16 protein-coding genes and 1 riboswitch are annotated in these 19,032 nt (G+C 68.5%); of the genes, 4 read left to right on the top strand and 12 right to left on the bottom strand.

Going from position 1 to position 19,032, the window contains the following annotated elements; all coding sequences use genetic code 11:
* Positions 1-291: 291 nt before the first annotated feature.
* The 6 genes from ACAM58_RS01555 to ACAM58_RS01530 form a co-directional block, all read right to left on the bottom strand.
* Complete coding sequence (locus ACAM58_RS01555; protein ID WP_307593094.1) at positions 292-2,220, bottom strand: ABC transporter permease; 1,929 nt, start codon at positions 2,218-2,220, stop codon at positions 292-294.
* A gap of 24 nt (positions 2,221-2,244) precedes the next feature.
* Positions 2,245-3,450, bottom strand: a complete 1,206-nt coding sequence (locus ACAM58_RS01550; RefSeq protein ID WP_369663947.1) for an ABC transporter substrate-binding protein — start codon at positions 3,448-3,450, stop codon at positions 2,245-2,247.
* Positions 3,451-3,523: 73 nt separating this feature from the next.
* Positions 3,524-4,108 carry an amino acid synthesis family protein gene (locus ACAM58_RS01545; RefSeq protein ID WP_012745346.1) on the bottom strand — a complete coding sequence of 195 codons (585 nt, stop codon included), beginning with the start codon at positions 4,106-4,108 and terminating at the stop codon, positions 3,524-3,526.
* 37 nt (positions 4,109-4,145) lie between these two features.
* Positions 4,146-4,787, bottom strand: coding sequence for an amino acid synthesis family protein (locus tag ACAM58_RS01540; protein WP_012745345.1), 642 nt, complete (start codon positions 4,785-4,787; stop codon positions 4,146-4,148).
* A gap of 21 nt (positions 4,788-4,808) precedes the next feature.
* A complete protein-coding gene (locus tag ACAM58_RS01535; RefSeq protein ID WP_369663946.1) occupies positions 4,809-5,711 on the bottom strand; it encodes a UPF0280 family protein in 903 nt (300 codons plus the stop codon).
* A gap of 167 nt (positions 5,712-5,878) precedes the next feature.
* Positions 5,879-7,495 (bottom strand): 6-hydroxynicotinate reductase, encoded by a 1,617-nt coding sequence (locus tag ACAM58_RS01530; protein ID WP_369663945.1) that lies wholly within the window; start codon positions 7,493-7,495, stop codon positions 5,879-5,881.
* 325 nt (positions 7,496-7,820) lie between these two features.
* On the opposite strand from ACAM58_RS01530, the gene ACAM58_RS01525 reads away from it, so the two are divergent.
* Genes ACAM58_RS01525 through ACAM58_RS01515 form a run of 3 tightly spaced genes read left to right on the top strand, consistent with a single transcriptional unit; the run spans position 7,821 to position 10,527 of the window.
* Complete coding sequence (locus ACAM58_RS01525; protein WP_028256313.1) at positions 7,821-8,594, top strand: ferredoxin--NADP reductase; 774 nt, start codon at positions 7,821-7,823, stop codon at positions 8,592-8,594.
* Between the two features lie 17 nt (positions 8,595-8,611).
* Positions 8,612-9,382, top strand: a complete 771-nt coding sequence (locus ACAM58_RS01520) for a TetR family transcriptional regulator (protein ID WP_049809389.1) — start codon at positions 8,612-8,614, stop codon at positions 9,380-9,382.
* Entirely contained in the window at positions 9,328-10,527 is a 1,200-nt protein-coding gene (locus ACAM58_RS01515; protein ID WP_369663944.1) for an amidohydrolase family protein, read from the top strand. Before ACAM58_RS01520 ends, ACAM58_RS01515 begins: the two co-directional genes overlap by 55 nt.
* A gap of 12 nt (positions 10,528-10,539) precedes the next feature.
* Here ACAM58_RS01515 and ACAM58_RS01510 read toward each other — a convergent pair whose 3' ends face one another.
* The 5 genes from ACAM58_RS01510 to ACAM58_RS01490 form a co-directional block, all read right to left on the bottom strand.
* The gene (locus ACAM58_RS01510) at positions 10,540-10,947 is read right to left on the bottom strand and encodes a GtrA family protein (RefSeq protein WP_012745339.1); all 408 of its coding nucleotides are present in this window, start codon (positions 10,945-10,947) and stop codon (positions 10,540-10,542) included.
* A complete protein-coding gene (locus ACAM58_RS01505) occupies positions 10,944-11,921 on the bottom strand; it encodes a glycosyltransferase family 2 protein (RefSeq protein ID WP_062363823.1) in 978 nt (325 codons plus the stop codon). The genes ACAM58_RS01510 and ACAM58_RS01505 overlap by 4 nt, the downstream gene beginning before the upstream one ends.
* Positions 11,918-13,726, bottom strand: coding sequence for an ArnT family glycosyltransferase (locus ACAM58_RS01500; protein ID WP_369663943.1), 1,809 nt, complete (start codon positions 13,724-13,726; stop codon positions 11,918-11,920). Before ACAM58_RS01500 ends, ACAM58_RS01505 begins: the two co-directional genes overlap by 4 nt.
* Before the next feature lie 52 nt (positions 13,727-13,778).
* Positions 13,779-16,493, bottom strand: a complete 2,715-nt coding sequence (gene metH, locus ACAM58_RS01495) for a methionine synthase (RefSeq protein WP_369664465.1) — start codon at positions 16,491-16,493, stop codon at positions 13,779-13,781.
* A 62-nt stretch (positions 16,494-16,555) separates the two neighbouring features.
* A riboswitch (S-adenosyl-L-homocysteine riboswitch) is annotated at positions 16,556-16,664 on the bottom strand.
* Positions 16,665-16,712: 48 nt separating this feature from the next.
* The gene (locus tag ACAM58_RS01490; RefSeq protein WP_369663942.1) at positions 16,713-17,174 is read right to left on the bottom strand and encodes a PACE efflux transporter; all 462 of its coding nucleotides are present in this window, start codon (positions 17,172-17,174) and stop codon (positions 16,713-16,715) included.
* Positions 17,175-17,272: 98 nt separating this feature from the next.
* Between ACAM58_RS01490 and ACAM58_RS01485 the strand changes: the two genes are divergently transcribed.
* Positions 17,273-18,202 (top strand): LysR family transcriptional regulator, encoded by a 930-nt coding sequence (locus ACAM58_RS01485; RefSeq protein ID WP_012745334.1) that lies wholly within the window; start codon positions 17,273-17,275, stop codon positions 18,200-18,202.
* Here the strand turns inward: ACAM58_RS01485 and ACAM58_RS01480 are convergent, their stop codons facing one another.
* Positions 18,203-18,997 carry an SH3 domain-containing protein gene (locus tag ACAM58_RS01480; RefSeq protein WP_012745333.1) on the bottom strand — a complete coding sequence of 265 codons (795 nt, stop codon included), beginning with the start codon at positions 18,995-18,997 and terminating at the stop codon, positions 18,203-18,205.
* Positions 18,998-19,032 lie beyond the last annotated feature (35 nt).

The raw sequence follows: 19,032 nt of genomic DNA, 5'->3' as shown, positions 1-19,032 counted from the left end.
AAGCGAAGGCCGCCCGCTCCCACCCCTTCTGTATGCGCCGAGGAGCGCAGATGAAGGCGGGATCAGGGCCGCAGCTGTTTGAGCGGAACGCAGTGGAGCGAGTTCTGCGGACCCCCGCCGGAATCGAGCACCGCAGGTTGCCCGCAGCGAAGCGGAGGGACGCAGACAGTAGGGTCGCCTTTCTTTTGCCTACTTTTCTTTGGCGAAGCAAAGAAAAGTAGGTCGCCCGCCGGGGCGAGACCCGGCCCCCGCCAAAAAAAGAACCCCCAAAGAACAAAAGACAACCGCCCTTCACGTCCGCCTCTCCGTCAAGGCAACATCCACTTCCGAACGCCGACGCCGCCCCCGCAACAAGCGTTCACTGAGCTGCTTCGCAAACCCAGCAATCCCCTGCGGAAACAGCAGCACCAGCAGCAGGATGATCGCCCCCAGCGTCGCCCGCCAATAGTCGGTATTGCGCGCCACCGTGTCATGCAGCCAGCTGAAAGTGACAGCCCCCACCACCGGCCCCGCGAGCGTCTGGATACCGCCCAGCAGCACCATCACCAGCCCGTCGACCGACTTGTCCACGCTCAGGCTCTCAGGCGAGATGCTGCCCTTCGAAAAAGCATAAAGCGCCCCGGCCAACCCCGCCGCAGCACCCGCAATGACAAACGCCGTCCACTGCATGCGCTTGACGTCGATGCCGATCGCATCGGCCCGCAGCACCGAATCGCGCCCCGCGCGCAGCGCATAGCCGAACGGCGAGAACAGCACGCGGCGCAGCATCAGAATGCCCGCGGCCACCAGCACCAGCGTGAGCCAGTAGTAAGCGCGCTTGTCCGACAGCCACTCCGAAGGCCACACGCCGGTGAGCCCGTTGCTGCCGCCGGTGAACGAATCCCATTGGTAGACCACGGCCCAGGTGATCTGCGCGAAGGCCAGCGTGAGCATCGCCAGGTACACGCCCGAAAGCCGCACCGCGAACCAGCCGTAGACGAACGCGCCGATGGCGGCGACCAGCGGCGCGACGATGAGCGCAAGCTCCATCGGCATGCCGCTGGTGCGCACCAGCAAGGCGGCGCCATAGGCACCGAGCCCGAAGTACGCCGCATGGCCGAACGAATGCATGCCGGCCGGCCCCATGATGAAGTGCAGGCTGGCCGCGAACAGCGCCGCGATCAGCAGGTCGATCATCAGCACTGTGGTGTAGGGCGAATCGGCGGTGAGCAGCGGCATCGCCATGAGCGCCACGCCAAGCGCGGCAACGAGCCACAGGTAGCCCTTGCTCGCGCGCCGCAGAGGCTCTTCCTGCATGCCCACGTAGCGGCTGGGCGCCTGCGGGCGGCCGAGCAGGCCCCAGGGGCGCCACACCAGCACGATGGCCATCACGATGAAATCGACCACCAGCGTGAGCTTGGAGAACGACACGCTGTAGCCGAAGATCTCGACCACGCCAAGCCAGATGCACACCGCCTTGATCTCGGACAGCAGCAGCGCCGCCACGTACGCGCCGGGAATCGAGCCCATGCCGCCCACCACCACCACCACGAAGGCCGCGCCAATGGTGTTGAGGTCCATGGCCAGCGTGGCCGGCTCGCGCGGCAGCTGCAGCGCACCGCCCAATGCCGCGAGCGTGGCGCCCAGCGCAAACACCGCAGTGAACAGCCAGGCCTGGTTCACGCCCAGCGCGCTGACCATCTCGCGGTCCTGCGTGGCGGCGCGCACCAGCGTGCCCCAGCGCGTGCGCGTGAGCAGCAGCCACATGAGGCCGAGCACCACCGGACCGACCACGATCAGGAACAGGTCGTAGGTCGGAAACTGCCGGCCCAGGATGTCGACCGAGCCCGACAGGCCCGGCGCGCGCGGGCCGAGCAGTTCGTCCGGCCCCCAGAAATAAAGCACCGCATCCTTGATGACGAGCACCAGCGCAAAAGTGGCCAGCAGCTGGAACAGCTCGGGCGACTTGTAGATGCGGCGCAGCAGCACCATCTCGATCAGCGCGCCGATCACGCCCACCGCCAGCGCGGCAATCAGCACGGCCGGCCAGAAGCCGAGCGTGCCGAGCTTGTCGACCAATGTGTAGGCAAGGTAGATGCCCACCATGAAGAAGGAGCCATGCGCAAAGTTGACGATGCGCGTGACGCCGAAGATCAACGAAAGGCCGGCCCCCACGAGGAACAGCGACGAAGCCGACGACAGCCCGGTGAGGAACTGAAGCAGCAGGGACGAGAGGCTCATGGGTGCAAGCGTTCCGGAAAAAGGTCAGTCGGCAGCGCGCGATTTCTTCACGTCGACGGCGCTCGGCTGGAACTTGGCGCCGTCGAAATACGTGTAGTCGACCATCACGCCCTTGCCGTTCTCGTTCTTCGTCTTGCCGACGAAGGCGCCCATCGTGGATTGATGGTCTTCGGCGCGGTAGCTGATCTTGCCGAACGGGGTGTCGACCTGCAGGCCCTTGAAGGCGGCGACGAGCTTCGGCGTCTCGGTGCTCTTGGCCTTGTCGACGCCGGCCGCCACCGACTTGATCATGCTGTAGCCCACCACCGAACCCAGGCGCGGGTAGTCCTTGTACTTGGCGTGGTAGGCCAGGAAGAAGGCCTTGTGCTCGGGCGTCTGGATGCCGTACCAGGGGTAGCCGGTCACGATCCAGCCGTTGGGCGTTTCGTCCTTGAGCGGGTCGAGGTACTCGGGCTCGCCGGTCAGCACACTCACCACCGTGCGGTCCTTGAAGAGGCCGCGGGTGTTGCCTTCGCGCACGAACTTGGAAAGGTCGGCGCCGAACAGCACGTTGAAGACCGCATCGGGCTTGGCATCGGCCAGCGCCTGCACCACGGCACCCGCATCGACCTTGCCGAGCGGCGGCGCCTGCTCGGCGACGAACTCGACGTCGGGCTGCGCGGCCTTCAGGAGCGTCTTGAACGCGGCCACGGCCGACTGGCCGTATTCGTAGTTGGGGTACACGACGGCCCAGCGCTTCTTCTTGAGCTTGGCCGCCTCGGGCACCAGCATCGCGGCCTGCATGTAGGTGCCGGGGCGCAGGCGGAAGGTGTATTCGTTGCCGCCCTGCCAGGTCATCTTGTCGGTCAGCGGCTCGCCGGCCAGGAAGAAGATTTTTTTCTGCTTGGCAAAGTCGGCCACGGCCAGGCCGGTGTTCGAGAGGAAGGTGCCGGTGAGCACGTCGATCTTCTCGCGCGCCACCAGTTCCTCGGCCACGCGCACGGCGTCGCCGGGGTTGGCGTTGTCGTCGCGCGTGATGAGCTCGACCTTGCGGCCGTTGACGCCGCCCTTGGCGTTGATCTCTTCCACGGCCAGCTCCATGCCCTTCTTGTAGGGCTCGAGGAAGGCGGGCTGCGCCTTGTAGCTGTTGACCTCGCCGATCTTGATCACGCCCTGGGCATGGGCAGGAACGAGGGCGGTGGCCAGCGTGGCAACGGCCGCGGCGCTGAAGACGTGACGCAATGGGTTCATGGGGAAACTCCTTGGAATCGAAAGAGGAAAAAGCAATGGGGATGGAGGGGCGCGTGAACGGCGATGGATGGATTCAGCGCAGCCCGTCCTCGCCCTTGATCTCGCTGGCCTGCAGCCCGCCGATGCGCGGCAGCGGACGGCCGCTGTCGGTGACGGCCACGGCCACCACGATCTCGTTGGCGCGCGGCGCGTCGGACACGCGCGCCTCGACGGCGTCGAAGTGGCTGCGCACGAAGGCCGCATCCTTGTGGCCGAGCGGCACGTCGATGGCCGTGCCCAGCGTGCCGCGCTTCTTGGCCGAGGGCACCAGCGCCGCGCCCTTTTCGACGGCCACGCGCAGCGGTGCGCCGAGCTTGGGATGCAGGATGGCAGCGGCATGCTCGAGCTCGCCGTTCTCGCCGACGATGGCGGCTTTGCCGTAGCTCTGCGCCTGGCCGGGCTCGATGCCCAGCGCCTTCACGGCCTTCTGGCCCAAGAGCGCACCAAGCTCTTCGCCGATGGCGATCAGCTCGTCGAGGTTCTCGCTGAAGCGGCCCGCGTAGGGGTTGTCGATCACCGCAATGGCGACGGCGCGGCGCGTGGGCGGCGAAATATCGCGGCCCATTTCCTTGCGGGTTTCGTCCACCTGGACGACGAGCTTGCGGATGTTGGCGGTCATGTCTTGTGTTCCTTCTTCGTGTCTCTTGTTCATCAGGTCAGCGCAGGCCGTCCCATTTGCTGATGTCCTTGGCGAGCAGGCCGCCCACGCGTGCATGCACGCGGTAGCCGGTGCTCATCGCCAGGATGAAGACGATCTCGTCGGCCGCCGGCGCGCCGGGCACGCGCACCTCGATGGCGTCGAACTGGCCGCGCACGTAGCTGGCGTTGATGTTGGTGAGCGGCACGTCGAGCGCGGCGCCGGGCGGGCCGACCTTCTTGGTCGAGGGCACGATGGACAGCGCATTGCCGGGCTGGCCGGTCTTCTCTTCCGCCTTGCCCGCGGTATAGGCCGCGCGGTCGCCCTTCCAGCCGAGCAGCTCGCGCATCGCATAGCCGCCGGGCACGTGCCAGAGCGCGCCGTGCTCGAGCTCGCCGGCGGCGCCGACGATGGCGCCCTTGCCGTAGGTGGCGATCTGCTCGAGCGGCACGTCCATGGCGGCGTGCAGCCTGTGCGCCATGTCGACGCCCACCGGGTCGAGCAGCGCCATCATCGGCAGGATGTCGGGCTCGTAGCGGCCCGCGAAGGGATTGGCCAGCACCGCGCCGATGGCACCGCGCACCAGCGGCGTTGCGGCGCGCGGTCCGAACTCGTGGTGGATGTGCTCGACATGGGTGAAGACGCGGCGTATATCGATCATGGAAAGGAACCTTGCTTTTCGTTAAGCAAATACTGAACCAACTGCATCGGCCGGCGCGCTGGCCAGCGACTTCGAGCATAAGGGTTCGACAAGTCGCCACTGCCCCTGGCAAACGAGCAGAGCGGCCCAGGCGAGCCCTTCTTTTTGCAGCACCTTGGCGCACACGGCGCCGGTGTCGAGCGCGCTCTTCACCTGCGCGGGCGAAAGCGGCGGCACGTCGACCGTGACGAGCATCTCGCCCAGGTCGCTATCGTCCTTGCATTCGCTGGCGGGGCGCCGCCGGATGGCCGCATCGTCCACGTCGACGGCATTGGCAATCACGGTGGCGGCGGCATCGGCCTCGGCCGCGGTGGCGGCCAGGACCGTCACGCTGTCGGCAATGCCCAGCGAGAAACTGCGCCCGCGCCAGCCGCTGGTGGCCACGCCGCGCACCGGCTGTGCGGCGCTGATTTCGAACTGGCCGTCGGTGGTGAGAATGCCGCTGTCCTGCCAGTCGAAGCGTGCGAGGTCGGCATAGACACCCACGCGCGCCGACTGGCCCGGCGCAAGGTGCAGCGCGATGTCGCCGCCGTTGTTGATCCAGGCGCGCTCGATGCCCGGGCGGTCGTAGAACGCGATCAGCTCCTGCGCCACCGAGCCGGCCACCGCCGCCATCGGCGTGATGAACATCGGCGAGAACGCCGCGCAGGCATCCCACATGCGCGCGCCGACCACGCCGCGCGGCCGCACGCCGTCGCTCGTGGGCCGGCGCAGCAGCGGCAGCTCGCGCACCAGCTCGTCCAGCACATGGCCGAAGCGCGCCCAGGCCGCGTCGTGCGCGGCCGCGACCGCGTAGGGGTCGCCATGCGCCTCGGCCACGATGTCGATCGGGCCATGGTTGAAGTGCCAGCGGCTCGCGTCGAGCGGGGTGCGTTGGGCGGTCATGGCAGCAAGGGCGCGGGGACGGCGCGGTGTTTCTCCCTCCCCTTCCGGGGGAGGGCCGGGGTGGGGGCACGCGGCGCATCCATCGGGCGCTCTACCCGCCCCCATCCCAGCCTTCCCCCGGAAGGGGAAGGAGCAACAGCCACGGCGCACATTGATGTGGGCATCGCTCAACCCAGCATGGGTGGGTGGCCGAGCGGCCACGGATTGGCCTCGTCGATGACGACCCATTGCCGCGCCAGCGGCGCGCCGTCTTCCTGCCAGGCGCCGCGCGCGAGCGCCTGCTCGAGCGGGAAGATGTGTTCCATGTGGCCGCCGAGCGCCTCGTAGTCGTCGCGCCGCATGCTGAACTCGATGGGCGCCACGATGGCCGGCGTGGGCACGGTGCCAAAGCTGTTGTCGGGCATGCGCATGACGTCGGCCATCACGGTGATGCCGCCGCCGGGCCACACATAGGCCGGCGCGCCGCCGCAGGTCACGTTGACGAGCGCACGCTTGATGGCGCGCGTGAGCAGCACCGGGTTCTCGGTGACGCCGGCGCGCAGGGAGCCGCCCGCACCACCGAGGAACAGCACGGTGCACAGCGATGGTTCGCAGTTCTCGCCGATGCGCTCGACGATGCGGCGCACCTCGGGCGGCATCGGCTGCTCGACCGGCTTGAGTGCCTCGTCGAGCACGTACCACTGGGCATGCTCGCCGGTGGTCGAGGTCATCAGGAGGCGCAGGCCCGCCCGCGCCACGCCTTCTTCCCAGCCCTCGATGATCGAGAGCGGATCGGCGATGTCGGTGCCGCCCCAGCCGTTGCCCGGGTTCGCCACCTGGAAGTAGCGCCCGGGCGTGGACTTGCGCCCCAGCATCTGGATGCCCGAAGGCGCCATGTCGAGGCAGCGCCCGGCCTGGTGCTCGGTGAGCACGCCGGTGATGTGGTCGTCCACCACCACCACCTCGTCGGCCACGCCCGCGAACTGGCGCGCGAAGATGCCCACGGCCGCCGAGCCGCAGCCCACGCGCATGCGCTGCTCTTCCACGCCATTGACGATGGGTGCTTTTCCGGCCTGGATGACGAGCGTGGAGCCGCCGTCGATGGTGCATTCGACGGCCTTCTTGTTGCCCAGCAGCTGCATCAGCTCGGCCGTCATGCGGCCTTCCTTCTTGCTGCCGCCGGTGAGGTGGTGCACGCCGCCAAGGGACAGCATCTGCGAGCCGTATTCGGCCGTGGTGACATGGCCGACCACCTCGCCGCGGTAGCGCACATTGGCCTGCTCGGAGCCGAGGAAGCGGTCGGTGTCGATCTTCACCTTGAAGCTGCAGTAGCTGAAGATGCCTTCGGTGACCACGGTGACCATGTCGACGCCCTGGGCCTTGGAAGCGACGATGAACGGGGCCGGCTTGTAGTCGGGATAGGTGGTGGACGAGCCCACGCCGGTCACGAAGACTTCGTCGGCGTGCAGCAGGTCGCCGTTCCAGTCGGGCACGCTGCCCTCGGCCTTCTCGGCGGCGGGCCGGTCGAAGGGCACCAGCACCGGGGCCTCGCTCGCGATCTCGCGGCGCAGCAGCAGCACCGGGTCCACGCGCACCAGCACGCCCTCCTTGTTCGCATAGCGGTCGCAGGCGCCGGTGCGGCCTTCGGAGATCTGGCACAGCACCGGGCAGGCGTTGCATTCGACCTTGGCGCTGCTCATCTTCTCGTTGCGCGGCGGCGCCTTGCCGAAGGCGCCGGCGCCGGTTTCGAAGGCCACCGGCATGTCCATGCCGGGCAGTCCGTCTGTCTTGGTGTGTTCTGTCATCGGGGCGATCTCGTGGGGCGTGATGCGGGTCGGGCACGGGGAAACTCGGTCAGCGGAGGGTTGCAACAAACGTGCCGCCTGCCCGCTTGTGCACCGCCTTCCGTTTGTGTAGCATTCCCTACACTTTCATGTTGCGTTCACTACATTCGAGGTCAATGTAGCAAACAGGCCCGATGCTTGCAATGGTGTTTTCTCGCGGTGTTCATCGGGGTTTTTCCGACCAACGACAATGGAGGGTTCGCAGCCGGCCGGCGGCTGCATGCCCCATGGGCGTGCACTCCGGCTGAGCCACCTTCCACTGTTCCAACCAACTCTTGAGTTCCGTATGAGTGCTTTCAGCGAAGAACGCGTCCTGAGCGTCCACCACTGGACCGACCGCCTGTTCACCTTCACCACCACGCGCGACCCGGCGCTGCGCTTCTCGAACGGCCATTTCACGATGATCGGCCTGAAGGTCAACAACAAGCCGCTGCTGCGCGCCTACAGCATCGTGAGCCCGAACTACGAGGAGCATCTCGAGTTCCTGAGCATCAAGGTGGAAGAAGGCCCGCTCACCTCGAAGCTGCAGCACATCCAGGTGGGCGACACCATCATCGTGGGCCGCAAGCCCACCGGCACGCTGCTGATCGACTACACGCTGCCCGGCAAGCGCCTGTACCTGTTCGGCACCGGCACGGGCCTCGCACCATTCATGAGCATCATCCGCGACCCGGACACGTATGAGAAGTTCGAGCAGGTCATCCTGGTGCACGGCGTGCGCCAGGTCGACGAGCTGGCCTACCACGACCTCGTGACCGACCACCTGCCCAAGCACGAGTTCCTGGGCGAGATGGTCGAGAAGCAGCTGCTCTACTACCCGACGGTCACGCGCGAGGAATTCCGCAACCAGGGCCGCATCACCGACCTGATCGAGACCAACAAGCTCACCGACGACCTCGGCCTGCCGCCGATCAACCCGGTGGAAGACCGCGTGATGCTGTGCGGCAGCCCGGGCCTCCTGGTGGACCTGAAGCACATCCTGGAGAAGCGCGGCTTCAAGGAAGGCAACACCTCGACGCCGGGCGATTTCGTCGTCGAACGCGCCTTCGCCGAAAAATAAGCCCCGCACCGCGCACGATGGCCGACAGCCGCACCGCCGCCAAGCCCCAGCGCCGCACCGGCGTGCGCGAGGCCGCGGCGCAGGCCACGCGCGACAGCATCCTGAAGTCGGCGACCAAGGTGTTCGCGAAGTACGGCTACGACGGCGGCAGCGTGGAGAAGATCTCCAAGGCCGCCAAGTCGTACGACCGCATGATCTACTACTACTTCGGCAGCAAGGAAGGCCTGTTCATCGCGGTGCTCGAAGGCATCTACAAGCGCATGGACGACGCCGAGGCCGCCATTGCGCTGGACGCCTCGCGGCCCGTGGAGGCGCTCACCGAAGTGATCCGCTTCGTGCTCGGCTACTACCGCAAGAACCCCGAGTTCGTGACGCTCCTGAACACCGAGAACCTGCACAAGGGCCGGCATATCTCGAAGTCGCTGCGGGCGCGCGAATACTCGTCGCGGGCGGTGGCGATCATTGCCGAGATCCTGGCCAGCGGCGCGGCCCAGGGCCTGTTCCGCCGCGACCTGAACGCGCGCGACATCTACCTGCTGATCGCGTCCACCGGCTACTTCTACACCTCGAACCGGCACACGCTCACGGCCTTCCTCGGCGAGCCGCTGGAGTCGCCAGAGGCGATCACGCACTGGGAAGACTTCGTGATCGAGACCGTGCTGCGCACCGTGCGCGCAGACGACCTGCAGGAGCAGGACACTCACACCCCACCCCACGACGAGGACACCACCAAATGGCAGAAATCGCAGCCGGCGCAAAGTCGGGCAAGGTCGTCATCAAGAACATAGGGCTGCTGCTCTCGGGCGACATCGACAAGCCCATCCTGGACGCCGACACCATCGTGGTGAACGACGGCCTGATCGTGGCGGTCGGCAAGGAGAAGGACTGCGACCTCGAAGGCGCGCAGACCATCATCGACGCGAAGAAGACCTGCGTCGCGCCCGGCCTGATCGACAGCCACGTGCACCCGGTGTTCGGCGACTGGACGCCGCGCCAGGGGCAGATCGGCTGGATCGACTCCACCATGCACGGCGGCGTCACCACCATGATCTCGGCCGGCGAGGTGCACCTGCCCGGCCGGCCCAAGGACATCGTGGGCCTGAAGGCGCTGGCCATCACCGCGCAGCGCGCCTTCGACAACTTCCGCCCCGGCGGCGTGAAGGTGCTGGCCGGCGCGCCCGTGATCGAGAAGGGCATGGTCGAGAGCGACTTCAAGGAACTGGCCGACGCCGGCGTCGGCCTGCTCGGCGAAGTGGGCCTGGGCTCGGTCAAGGCCGGCTACGAGGCCAAGGAGATGGTGGCCTGGGCGCGCAAGTACGGCATCCAGAGCACGATCCACACGGGCGGCCCGTCGATCCCGGGCTCGGGCCTGATCGACAAGGACGTGGTGCTGGAGGCCGACGCCGACATCATCGGCCACATCAACGGCGGCCACACCTCGCTGCCCGAGGCGCATGTGTGCGAGCTGTGCGAGAAGAGCTCGCGCGCGATCGAGATCGTGCACAACGGCAACGAGCGCGTCGCCATTGCGGCGGCCAAGGCCGCGCTCGAGCTCAAGTGCCCGCACCGCGTGATCCTCGGCACCGACGGGCCCGCGGGCTCGGGCGTGCAGCCGCTGGGCATCCTGCGCATGGTGGCCATGCTGTCGTCGATTGCAAACATCCCGGCCGAGCTGGTGTTCTGCTTTGCCACCGGCAACACGGCGAAGATCCGCAAGCTCAACTGCGGGCTGGTCGAAGTGGGCCGCGACGCCGACTTCGTCTTCATGGACCGCGCGCAGCACTCGCCCGCGCCGGGCCTGCTCGAGAGCGTGCAGCTCGGCGACATCCCGGGCGTGGGCATGGTGATGATCGACGGCATCGTGCGCTGCGGCCGCAGCCGCAACACGCCGCCGGCGACCGAGATCCCGGTGGTGCTGCCGGCGGCGCACTGAGGCGCCTTCGGCTCAGGGGCTGCGCCGCGGCTTGAAGACGAGGTGCCGCGCGGCCAGGAAGTTGACCGCCATTCCCGCGCAGCTGCCGGCCGCGACGCCGAGTGCGGGCACCCACGGGCCTTCGAGCCAGTGCAGCACCAGCACATAGGCGCCGTAGTTGACGACCGCGCCGCCCAGCATGGTGGCGAGATAGCCGAGGTACTCGCGCACGATCGGCGTTGCCGCGCCCAGGGCGCGCCGCGCCGCGAAGGTGTAGCGCCGGTTCAGCGCCCAGGTGGTGGTGGCGGCCGCCAGGAAGGACAGCACGCGCGCGCCGTACCAGCCCAAAAGCGGCGCCGCAAGGTACAGCACGGCCACGTCGACCACCAGCCCGATGACCCCGACCACCGCAAACGCCAGGAACTCGCGGCCGGCCTTCATGGCTTGCGGCGGAACTGCCCGACGCCGGGTATCGCGAGGTAGCGCAGCCGCTTGGCTTCGCGGCGGGCGAGCCGGATCGCGTGCATCACGACGCCGCACACCATCGACAGCATGGCGGCCAGCATGGCGCCGGTCGCCAGCACCGCCGTGGGGAGCCGGGGCACCAGGCCGGTGTGCAGGTAGGTGAGCAGCAGCGGAATGGCCAGCGCGATCGCGCCCGCCGCGAGCACTGCCGCAAGGATCGAGAAGAACTGCAGCGGCCGCTCGCTGATGAACAGCTTGCAGATGGTCTTCAGGATGCGCCAGCCGTCGCGGTAGGTCGAGAGCTTGCTGTGCGAGCCTTCGGGCCGCGTGCTGTAGGCGGTGTCGAACTCGGCATGGGGCATGCGCAGCTCGAGCGCGTGCACCGTGAGCTCGGTCTCGATCTCGAAGCCCTGCGAGAGCGCCGGGAACGACTTGGCGTAGCGGCGCGAGAACACGCGGTAGCCCGAGAGCATGTCGGTCAGGCCGCCGCCGAAGAGCTGCGCCACGGCGCCCGTGAGCAGCCGGTTGCCGAAGCGGTGGCCGGCGCGGTAGGTGAGCGCGTTCTGCCCATCGTCGACTCGGCAGCCCACCACCATGTCGAGGTTGCGCTCCACCAGCGCGTCCACCAGCCGCGGCGCGCTGGCCACGTCGTAGGTGGCGTCGCCGTCGACCGTCACGTACACGTCGGCCTCGACGTCGGCGAACATGCGGCGCACGACGTTGCCCTTGCCGGGCGCGGCCACGTGCGTGACCGTGGCGCCGCTCGCGCGCGCGATGGCGGCCGTGTCGTCGGTCGAGTTGTTGTCGAAGACGTGGATCTCGGCCTCGGGCAGCGCCGCGCGGAACTGCGCGACCACCTGCGCGATCGACAACGCCTCGTTGTAGCAGGGGATCACCGCCGCGATGCGGATCGGGGCGCGGGCGGCGGCGCAGGGGTTGTCGTCGGTCATGGTGCGGTCGAGAGAATGCGGTAGACCCGGCCACCGTCTTTTTCGTACAGCAGGGCGAAATGTTCGTCGAAGCCGGGCCGCGTGGCCAGCGTGGGCACCATCGACGTCGGCATGACGATGGCCGTGAATCCCTTGGCGGCCAGCTTGCGCGCCATGTCGCCCGGAAGCAGCAGCAGGAAATCGCGGTAGCGCCACGGGCCGAGCGTATCGCCCCAGATCGGATTGGGCCCGTAGTAGATCGCCTCGTTCAGCGCGATCTGGTAGACACGGCCGTCGGCATGCTGGCGCAGGTAGTCCATGGCGGCATAGCCCGGCACATGCTGGCGCAGGAAAGCCTCGCGGGTTTCGGGCGTGGGCGAGATCATCGCCACCTTGCCCGCAGTCTGGCGCAGCGACACCGCGGCCAGCGCGGCCAGCAGCAGCACGACGATCCAGTCGCCGGCAAGGGCCAGGCGTCCGGCGGGTGCGGCGGCGGCAGGCGCGGCCTCCACGGGCCCGCCCCTGGCCCCGAAGACGCGGCGCACGCCCGCAGCGATCCCGCCGAACAGCACCTGCCAGCCGATGGCCGCCATCAGCGCGAGCAGCGGGAACGAGGCCGTGAGGTAGCGCGGATAGCGCGAGGTCAAGAGCCACACGGCCACCGAATAGAAGCAGAACCAGCCCGCGGCGCGCAGCGCGGCCGAGCGCTTCCACAGCAGGCTGAACGGTGCCAGGAACACGGCCCAGATCAGCGCGTTGGGCCGCGCCGCATGGTCGCGCACGTCGGCCACCTGCTGCACGTAGTCGGCCGGGATCCAGTCGGTGAAGCCGAACACGCGCGCGCCGATGGGGTTGAACGGATCGCCGGTCATGATGGCGTTGCGCGCGTACCAATAGACGCACGGGACCAGGAAGCAGAGCAGCGCCAGCGCCCAGGCCTTGGGCCGGCGCTCGTGCCACACCACGAACAGCGCCACCAGCGGCAGGAAGGTGAGCGCCTGGTACTTGGATCCCGCGGCCACGCCCAGGCAGAACGCCGCCAGCCCGAGCCAGCGCGTGCCGCCCGGCAGCGGCTCTGATTCACGCCACCACCACAGCGCCACGCAGGCACTGAGCACGAAGAGCGCCACGCCCATGTCGATCAGCGCGTTCGAATAGTCGCCGATGCCGATCCAGATGGCCGCGCCGATGCAGGCCGTGAGCCGGTTCGCATGCTGGATGCCGAGGCGGTAGACCATCACCGCCGAGATCACTCCGGCCAGCGCATTGAGGAAGTGCGGCAGCACGTCGTCGCCCAGCTGCAGCGCGGCCGCGTAGAGCAGGTTGTAGTTGTAGGGGAACCAGGGGTAGCGCAGCCACTCGTGGATGCCCAGCGAGCCCTGCTGCGCCACCAGCCGCGCATAGGGCAGGTGGTACATCAGCTCGTCGAAGGCGGCGGGCGGCGCGAGCGGCGCGACCAGCGCGGGCAGCGCCACCAGCGCCAGCGCAATGGCGGCGATCCTTTCGGCGCGGGTCCATGGCGCGGCGGGGGCACCAGCGACGTGCAGCGCCCGCGCTTCCCGCCACCAGGGCCGCAGCTGCAGTGCGGCCGCCAGCACGCCGGCAGCGATCAGTGCCACGGTGGCGCCCGGCTTGAATGCGCCGAAGATCGCGAGCAGCTGGAAGGCGCAGATGAAAAGGCCCACGCCCAGGGCCGCCGCCATGGCCGCCTCGAGCCCCGCGTCCCGGCGCGGCGGCGGCGCCAGGCGCACCAGCAGCGCGCGGCCGAAGCCCCAGCAGCCAAGCACAAAGACCGCCAGTGCCGCATAGTGCGCGGCAGCAAACATCAGCTTCTGAATAACAACTCCCGGCGCCGGGCGGCCACGCCGGCCGGCAGGTTCAAAGGTTCGGCGCCAGCAGGCGCTCGAGTTCGGATTCGCTGGTCCGGCGCCGCGCCGCCTGGTCCTGCAACTGGTCGTGCCCGATCTTGCCGACGTTGAAGTAGGTCGACTCGGGATGGCTCAGGTAGAAGCCGCTCACGCTGGCGGCGGGCATCATAGCGAGGCTTTCGGTCAGCGTCATGCCAATGTCCGCGCAACCCAGAAGGTCGAACATCGGGCGCTTCACGCTGTGGTCGGGGCAGGCCGGGTAGCCGGGCGCGGGGCGGATGCCGCGGTATTTCTCGGCGATCATGTCCTCGTTGCTGAGGCCCTCGTCGGGCGCATAGCCCCAGAGGTCGGTGCGCGCGCGGTGGTGCAGCGATTCGGCAAAGGCCTCGGCCAGCCGGTCGGCCAGCGCCTTGAGCATGATGGCGGAGTAGTCGTCGAGGTCGTCGATGAAGTACTTCTCCTTCTTCTCGACGCCCAGGCCCGCCGTCACCGCGAACACGCCCACGTAGTCTTTCAGCCCGCTGTCCTTGGGCGCGACGAAGTCGGCCAGGCAGCGGCTCGGGCGCATCACGCCGTCGATCACCTGCTTCTCGGTCTGCTGGCGCATGCCGTACCAGGTGAGCGCGACTTCGCTGCGCGTCTCGTCGGTGTAGAGCTCGATGTCGTCGTCGTTCACCGTGTTGGCGGGCCAGAAGCCGACCACGCCGCTCGCGCTGAGCCAGCGCCCTTCGATCAGGCGCTTGAGCATGCGCTGGCCGTCGGCGTACACGCGCACGGCCTCGGTGCCGACGATCTCGTCCTTCAGGATGGCCGGGAACGGGCCGGCCAGGTCCCAGGTCTGAAAGAACGGCCCCCAGTCGATGTACTTGGCGAGCTCGGTCAGGTCGAAGTTCTTGAACAGGCGCCGGCCAATGAACTTGGGCACGGGCGGCGTGTAGGCCGACCAGTCGACCGGCGTCTTGTTGGCGCGCGCCTTGGCCAGCGGCCACATCGGCACCTGCTTCTTGTTGGCGTGCTGCGTGCGCACCTTCTCGTAGTCGGCGTTGATCTCGTCGATGTACGCGGTGGCCTGGTCGGAGAGCAGCGACTGCGCCACGCTCACGCTGCGGGAGGCGTCGGGCACGTAGACCACCGGGCCTTCGTAGTGCGGCGCAATCTTGACTGCGGTGTGCACGCGGCTGGTGGTGGCGCCGCCGATCAGAAGCGGAATCTTCCGGATGCGGAAGTGGTCGTCCTTCTGCATCTCGCCGGCCACGTACTGCATTTCTTCGAGGCTCGGCGTGATGAGGCCCGACAGGCCCACGATGTCCGCGCCCTCGACCTTCGCCTTGGCAAGGATCTCGTGGCACGGGACCATCACGCCCATGTTCACCACTTCGAAGTTGTTGCACTGGAGCACGACGGTGACGATGTTCTTGCCGATGTCGTGCACGTCGCCCTTCACGGTGGCGATGATGATCTTGCCCTTGGTGCGCACGTCGCGGCCCGCGGCCTCGTCCTGGCGCTTTTCTTCCTCGATGTAGGGAATGAGGTGGGCCACGGCCGACTTCATCACGCGCGCCGACTTCACCACCTGCGGCAGGAACATCTTGCCCTGGCCGAACAGGTCGCCCACGATGTTCATGCCGTCCATCAGCGGCCCCTCGATCACGTGCAGCGGCCGCCCGCCCTTGGCAAGGATCTGCTGGTAGGCCTCCTCGGTGTCCTCGACGATGAAGTCGGTGATGCCGTGCACCATCGCGTGCGACAGGCGCTGGTTGACGTGCACCGGGTGCTCCGGCGTGCCGCGCCATTCGAGCTTCTTGCTGTCGTCCTTGGCGCCGCTCTTGGCGGTCTCGGCCACTTCGACGAGGCGCTCTCCCGCATCGGGGCGGCGGTTGAGCACCACGTCCTCCACGCGCTCGCGCAGCGTGGGCTCGAGGTCGTCGTACACGCCCACCATGCCGGCATTGACGATGCCCATGTCCATGCCGGCCTGGATCGCGTGGTACAGGAACACGGTATGGATCGCTTCGCGCACCGGGTCGTTGCCGCGGAAGCTGAAGCTCACGTTGCTCACGCCGCCCGACACCTTGGCGCCTGGCAGGTTCTCTTTGATCCAGCGCACGGCATTGATGAAGTCGACCGCGTAGTTGTCGTGCTCCTCGATGCCGGTGGCAATCGCGAAGATGTTGGGGTCGAAGATGATGTCCTCAGGCGGAAAGCCCACCTCGTCGACCAGGATGCGGTAGGCGCGCTCGCAGATCTCGATCTTGCGCTGGTAGGTGTCGGCCTGGCCTTTTTCGTCGAAGGCCATCACCACCGCGGCGGCGCCGTAGCGCCTCACGAGCTTGGCCTCGTGCTTGAACTTGTCGACCCCCTCCTTCATGGAGATGGAGTTGACGATGCCCTTGCCCTGGATGCAGCGCAGGCCGGCCTCGATCACCTCCCACTTGGAGCTGTCGACCATCACCGGCACGCGCGCGATGTCGGGCTCGCTGGCAATCAGGTTCAGGAAGCGCACCATCGCGGCCTTGCTGTCGAGCATGGCCTCGTCCATGTTGATGTCGATCACCTGCGCGCCGTTCTCCACCTGCTGGCGCGCCACGGCCAGGGCGTCCTCGAACTGGCCGTTCAGGATCATCCGCGCGAAGGCCTTGGAGCCGGTGACGTTGGTGCGCTCACCGATGTTGACGAACAGCGACCCGGCATCGATGGCCACGGGCTCGAGGCCGGACAGCTTCATCGGGGGGACGCGGGGCGTGGAAACTTCTTCGCTCATGGGGGCTCACCTGGGCAGGAAAAAACGTCAGGTGAGCGTCGTTTGTTGCGGCTTGCGCCCCGGCCGGCGGGGCGCCTTCCAAGCCTGACGGCGGGCCTCTTGATGCGGGCCGCCGCTGCAACGCTCCTTGGAAGGGAGCGCAATTTTACCGGCTGCGGCAAGGGCCGCGGCCGCCAGGGGCGTTCAGGCGCCCTGCCTGGCCGCCGCTGCCGGGCCAGTCTTGGCGGGCGCGGCCGAGGCCGGCAGCCCGAACACCCGGTCGAAGCCCCAGTTGAAGACGAAGGTGTAGACCAGGAAGAACACCACCAGGCCCAGGTCCATCACCAGCGCCTGCCACAGCGTCACGCCCAGGCCCCAGGCGAACAGCGGCACCAGCACCGCGATCAGCCCGCCCTCGAAGCCGACGGCATGCGCCACGCGCCGGCGCACGCTGCGCCCGCGCACCGCCTGGCGCGACTCCCAGCGCTCGAACAGGGCGTTGAAAACGAGGTTCCAGATCACGGCAATGACCGAGGCGGCCACCGCGAGCACGCCCGAATGGCCGAGCCCGGCGTCGGTCATCAACGCCAGCCCGGCACTGGCGGCCACGATGGCGATGCCTTCGTAAAGGCTGATGTAGACGACGCGGCGCTGAAACCCCTGCATGGCTTTTCCCCTGGCAAATGAAAACGATGGCTGGACTTTATTTGCTGTTTGCTGATATAAAAAGTCAACTTGTTTCAGTTTTATTGATAGATCAGCCGATGGCTTTCTCCAGCGACAACGTCGAGGTCTTCCTGGCCGTGATCGACCACGGCTCCTTCTCGGCCGCGGCGCGCGCACTGCGCAAGGTGCCCTCGGCCGTCAGCATGGCGATTGCCAACCTCGAGGCCGAACTGGCCCTGCCGCTGTTCGACCGCAGCGGCCGCGAGCCGCAGCCGACCGCCGCCGCCCGCTCGCTGGAGCCGCAGGCGCGCCTCCTGGCGGCGCAGCTCAAGCAGCTTCAGGTGCAGGCCCTGGCGCTCACGCAGGGCCTGGAAAACCGCCTCACGCTGGCCATTGCGCCCGAGCTGCTGGCGGCGCCCTGGAGCGGGCCGCTGGCCGCGCTGGCCGAGGAATATCCGCTGCTGCAGGTCGAGGTGCTGGCCGCGCCGCAGGCTGATGCGCTGGCGCTGCTGCACAGCGGCCGCGCACAGCTGGCGCTGGTGTTCGAGCGCCCGAGCCTCGACGGGCGCGAGGGGTTCCAGGAAGTCGGCAGCGACACCATGGTGGCCGTGATGGCGCCCGGCCATCCCGTGCTGCTGGCGGCCGCCGGCGAGCGGCTGCGCGAGGAGCACCTGACGAACACCCGGCAGATCGTGGTGGCGGGGCGCGATCTCGCCACCAGCGACCCGCGCTTCGTGTTCGCGCGCCACGTCTGGCGCACCGACAACGCGCTGGCCGCGCTGAGCCTGATCACGGCCGGCCTCGGCTGGGGCTGGCTGCCGCGCAATTTCGCCAGGCCGCACGTGGCCGCCGGCGCGCTGGTCGAGATTCCGTTCGAGAACCTCAGCAACGGGCTCGACCTGTGGGTCGACGTGGTGTGGTCGCGCGAGCGGCCGCTGGGCCTCGGCGCGCAGCGCTTCGTGGCGCTGATCGCGCGCGACCGGCAGGCCGCGGCGGGCATTTCCGCCGCCGACGATCCGCGGGGCTGATCAGTCGCGGTGGCCGTGACCACCGCCCTTTCCACCACCACCGCCACCATGGCCGTGGCCGCCACCCCTGCCGCCGCCTTCACCGCCGCCATGCGGGCGCCCGCCGCCGCCGCCACCGGCGCCGGGCCGGCCACCGCCCGGATGCATCTGCGGCTGGCCGGGCGGCGGTCCGGGCCGGAAGGCCGGCTGGGGCCGCGGCGGCTTGATGCCCGGGTCGGCCGGCGGGCGATAGCCCGGCCCCGGCCGTGGCGGGCGGTAGCCCGGTCCGGGTTGCGGATGGAAGCCGGGCCCCGGCGCGGGCTTGAACCCCGGGCCCGGCCACGGCCTCGGCTGCCAGGCCGGCCGCACCGGCGGCGGGGGACGCCAGCCGGGCATCGGCGGCGGCGGCGGCCGGCCGCCCCACCAGCGGCGCTCGCCGTACCAGGGCCGGTCGCGGTAGTAGTCGGCCCAGTAGCTGCCGATCACGAAGGTGACGACGGGCACGCCAATCACCGCGGCGTAGCTGGCCAGCGGCACGCGCCGCTCCTGGTAGGCGTAGTCCAGGCTCCGGGCCCAGACCCAGCCGCGCCCGCCGTCGGGCAGCACCACGTCGCACCAGCTGTAGCCGCCGGTACAGCCGATCACGTCGAGCGGCTGGCCCGGGCCGAGCCGCGCCACCAGCGGATAGTCGCCCGAGGGCCCGGCCCGCAGGTTGACCGCGCCGCGCGTGAAGGCCTGCTGCGCCGCGGCGGCCATCGGCAAGGCGAGCGCAACGGCGCCGATGCCGATCCAGCGCATGGAGAGTTTGTTGTTCATGACGAGGCTTCCTTTGCGCCGCCAGCCTAGGCGGC

It is taken from the genome of Variovorax sp. V116, from assembly GCF_041154435.1.
GTDB lineage: Bacteria > Pseudomonadota > Gammaproteobacteria > Burkholderiales > Burkholderiaceae_C > Variovorax > Variovorax paradoxus.
This window is presented reverse-complemented; position numbering and strand designations above follow the sequence as displayed.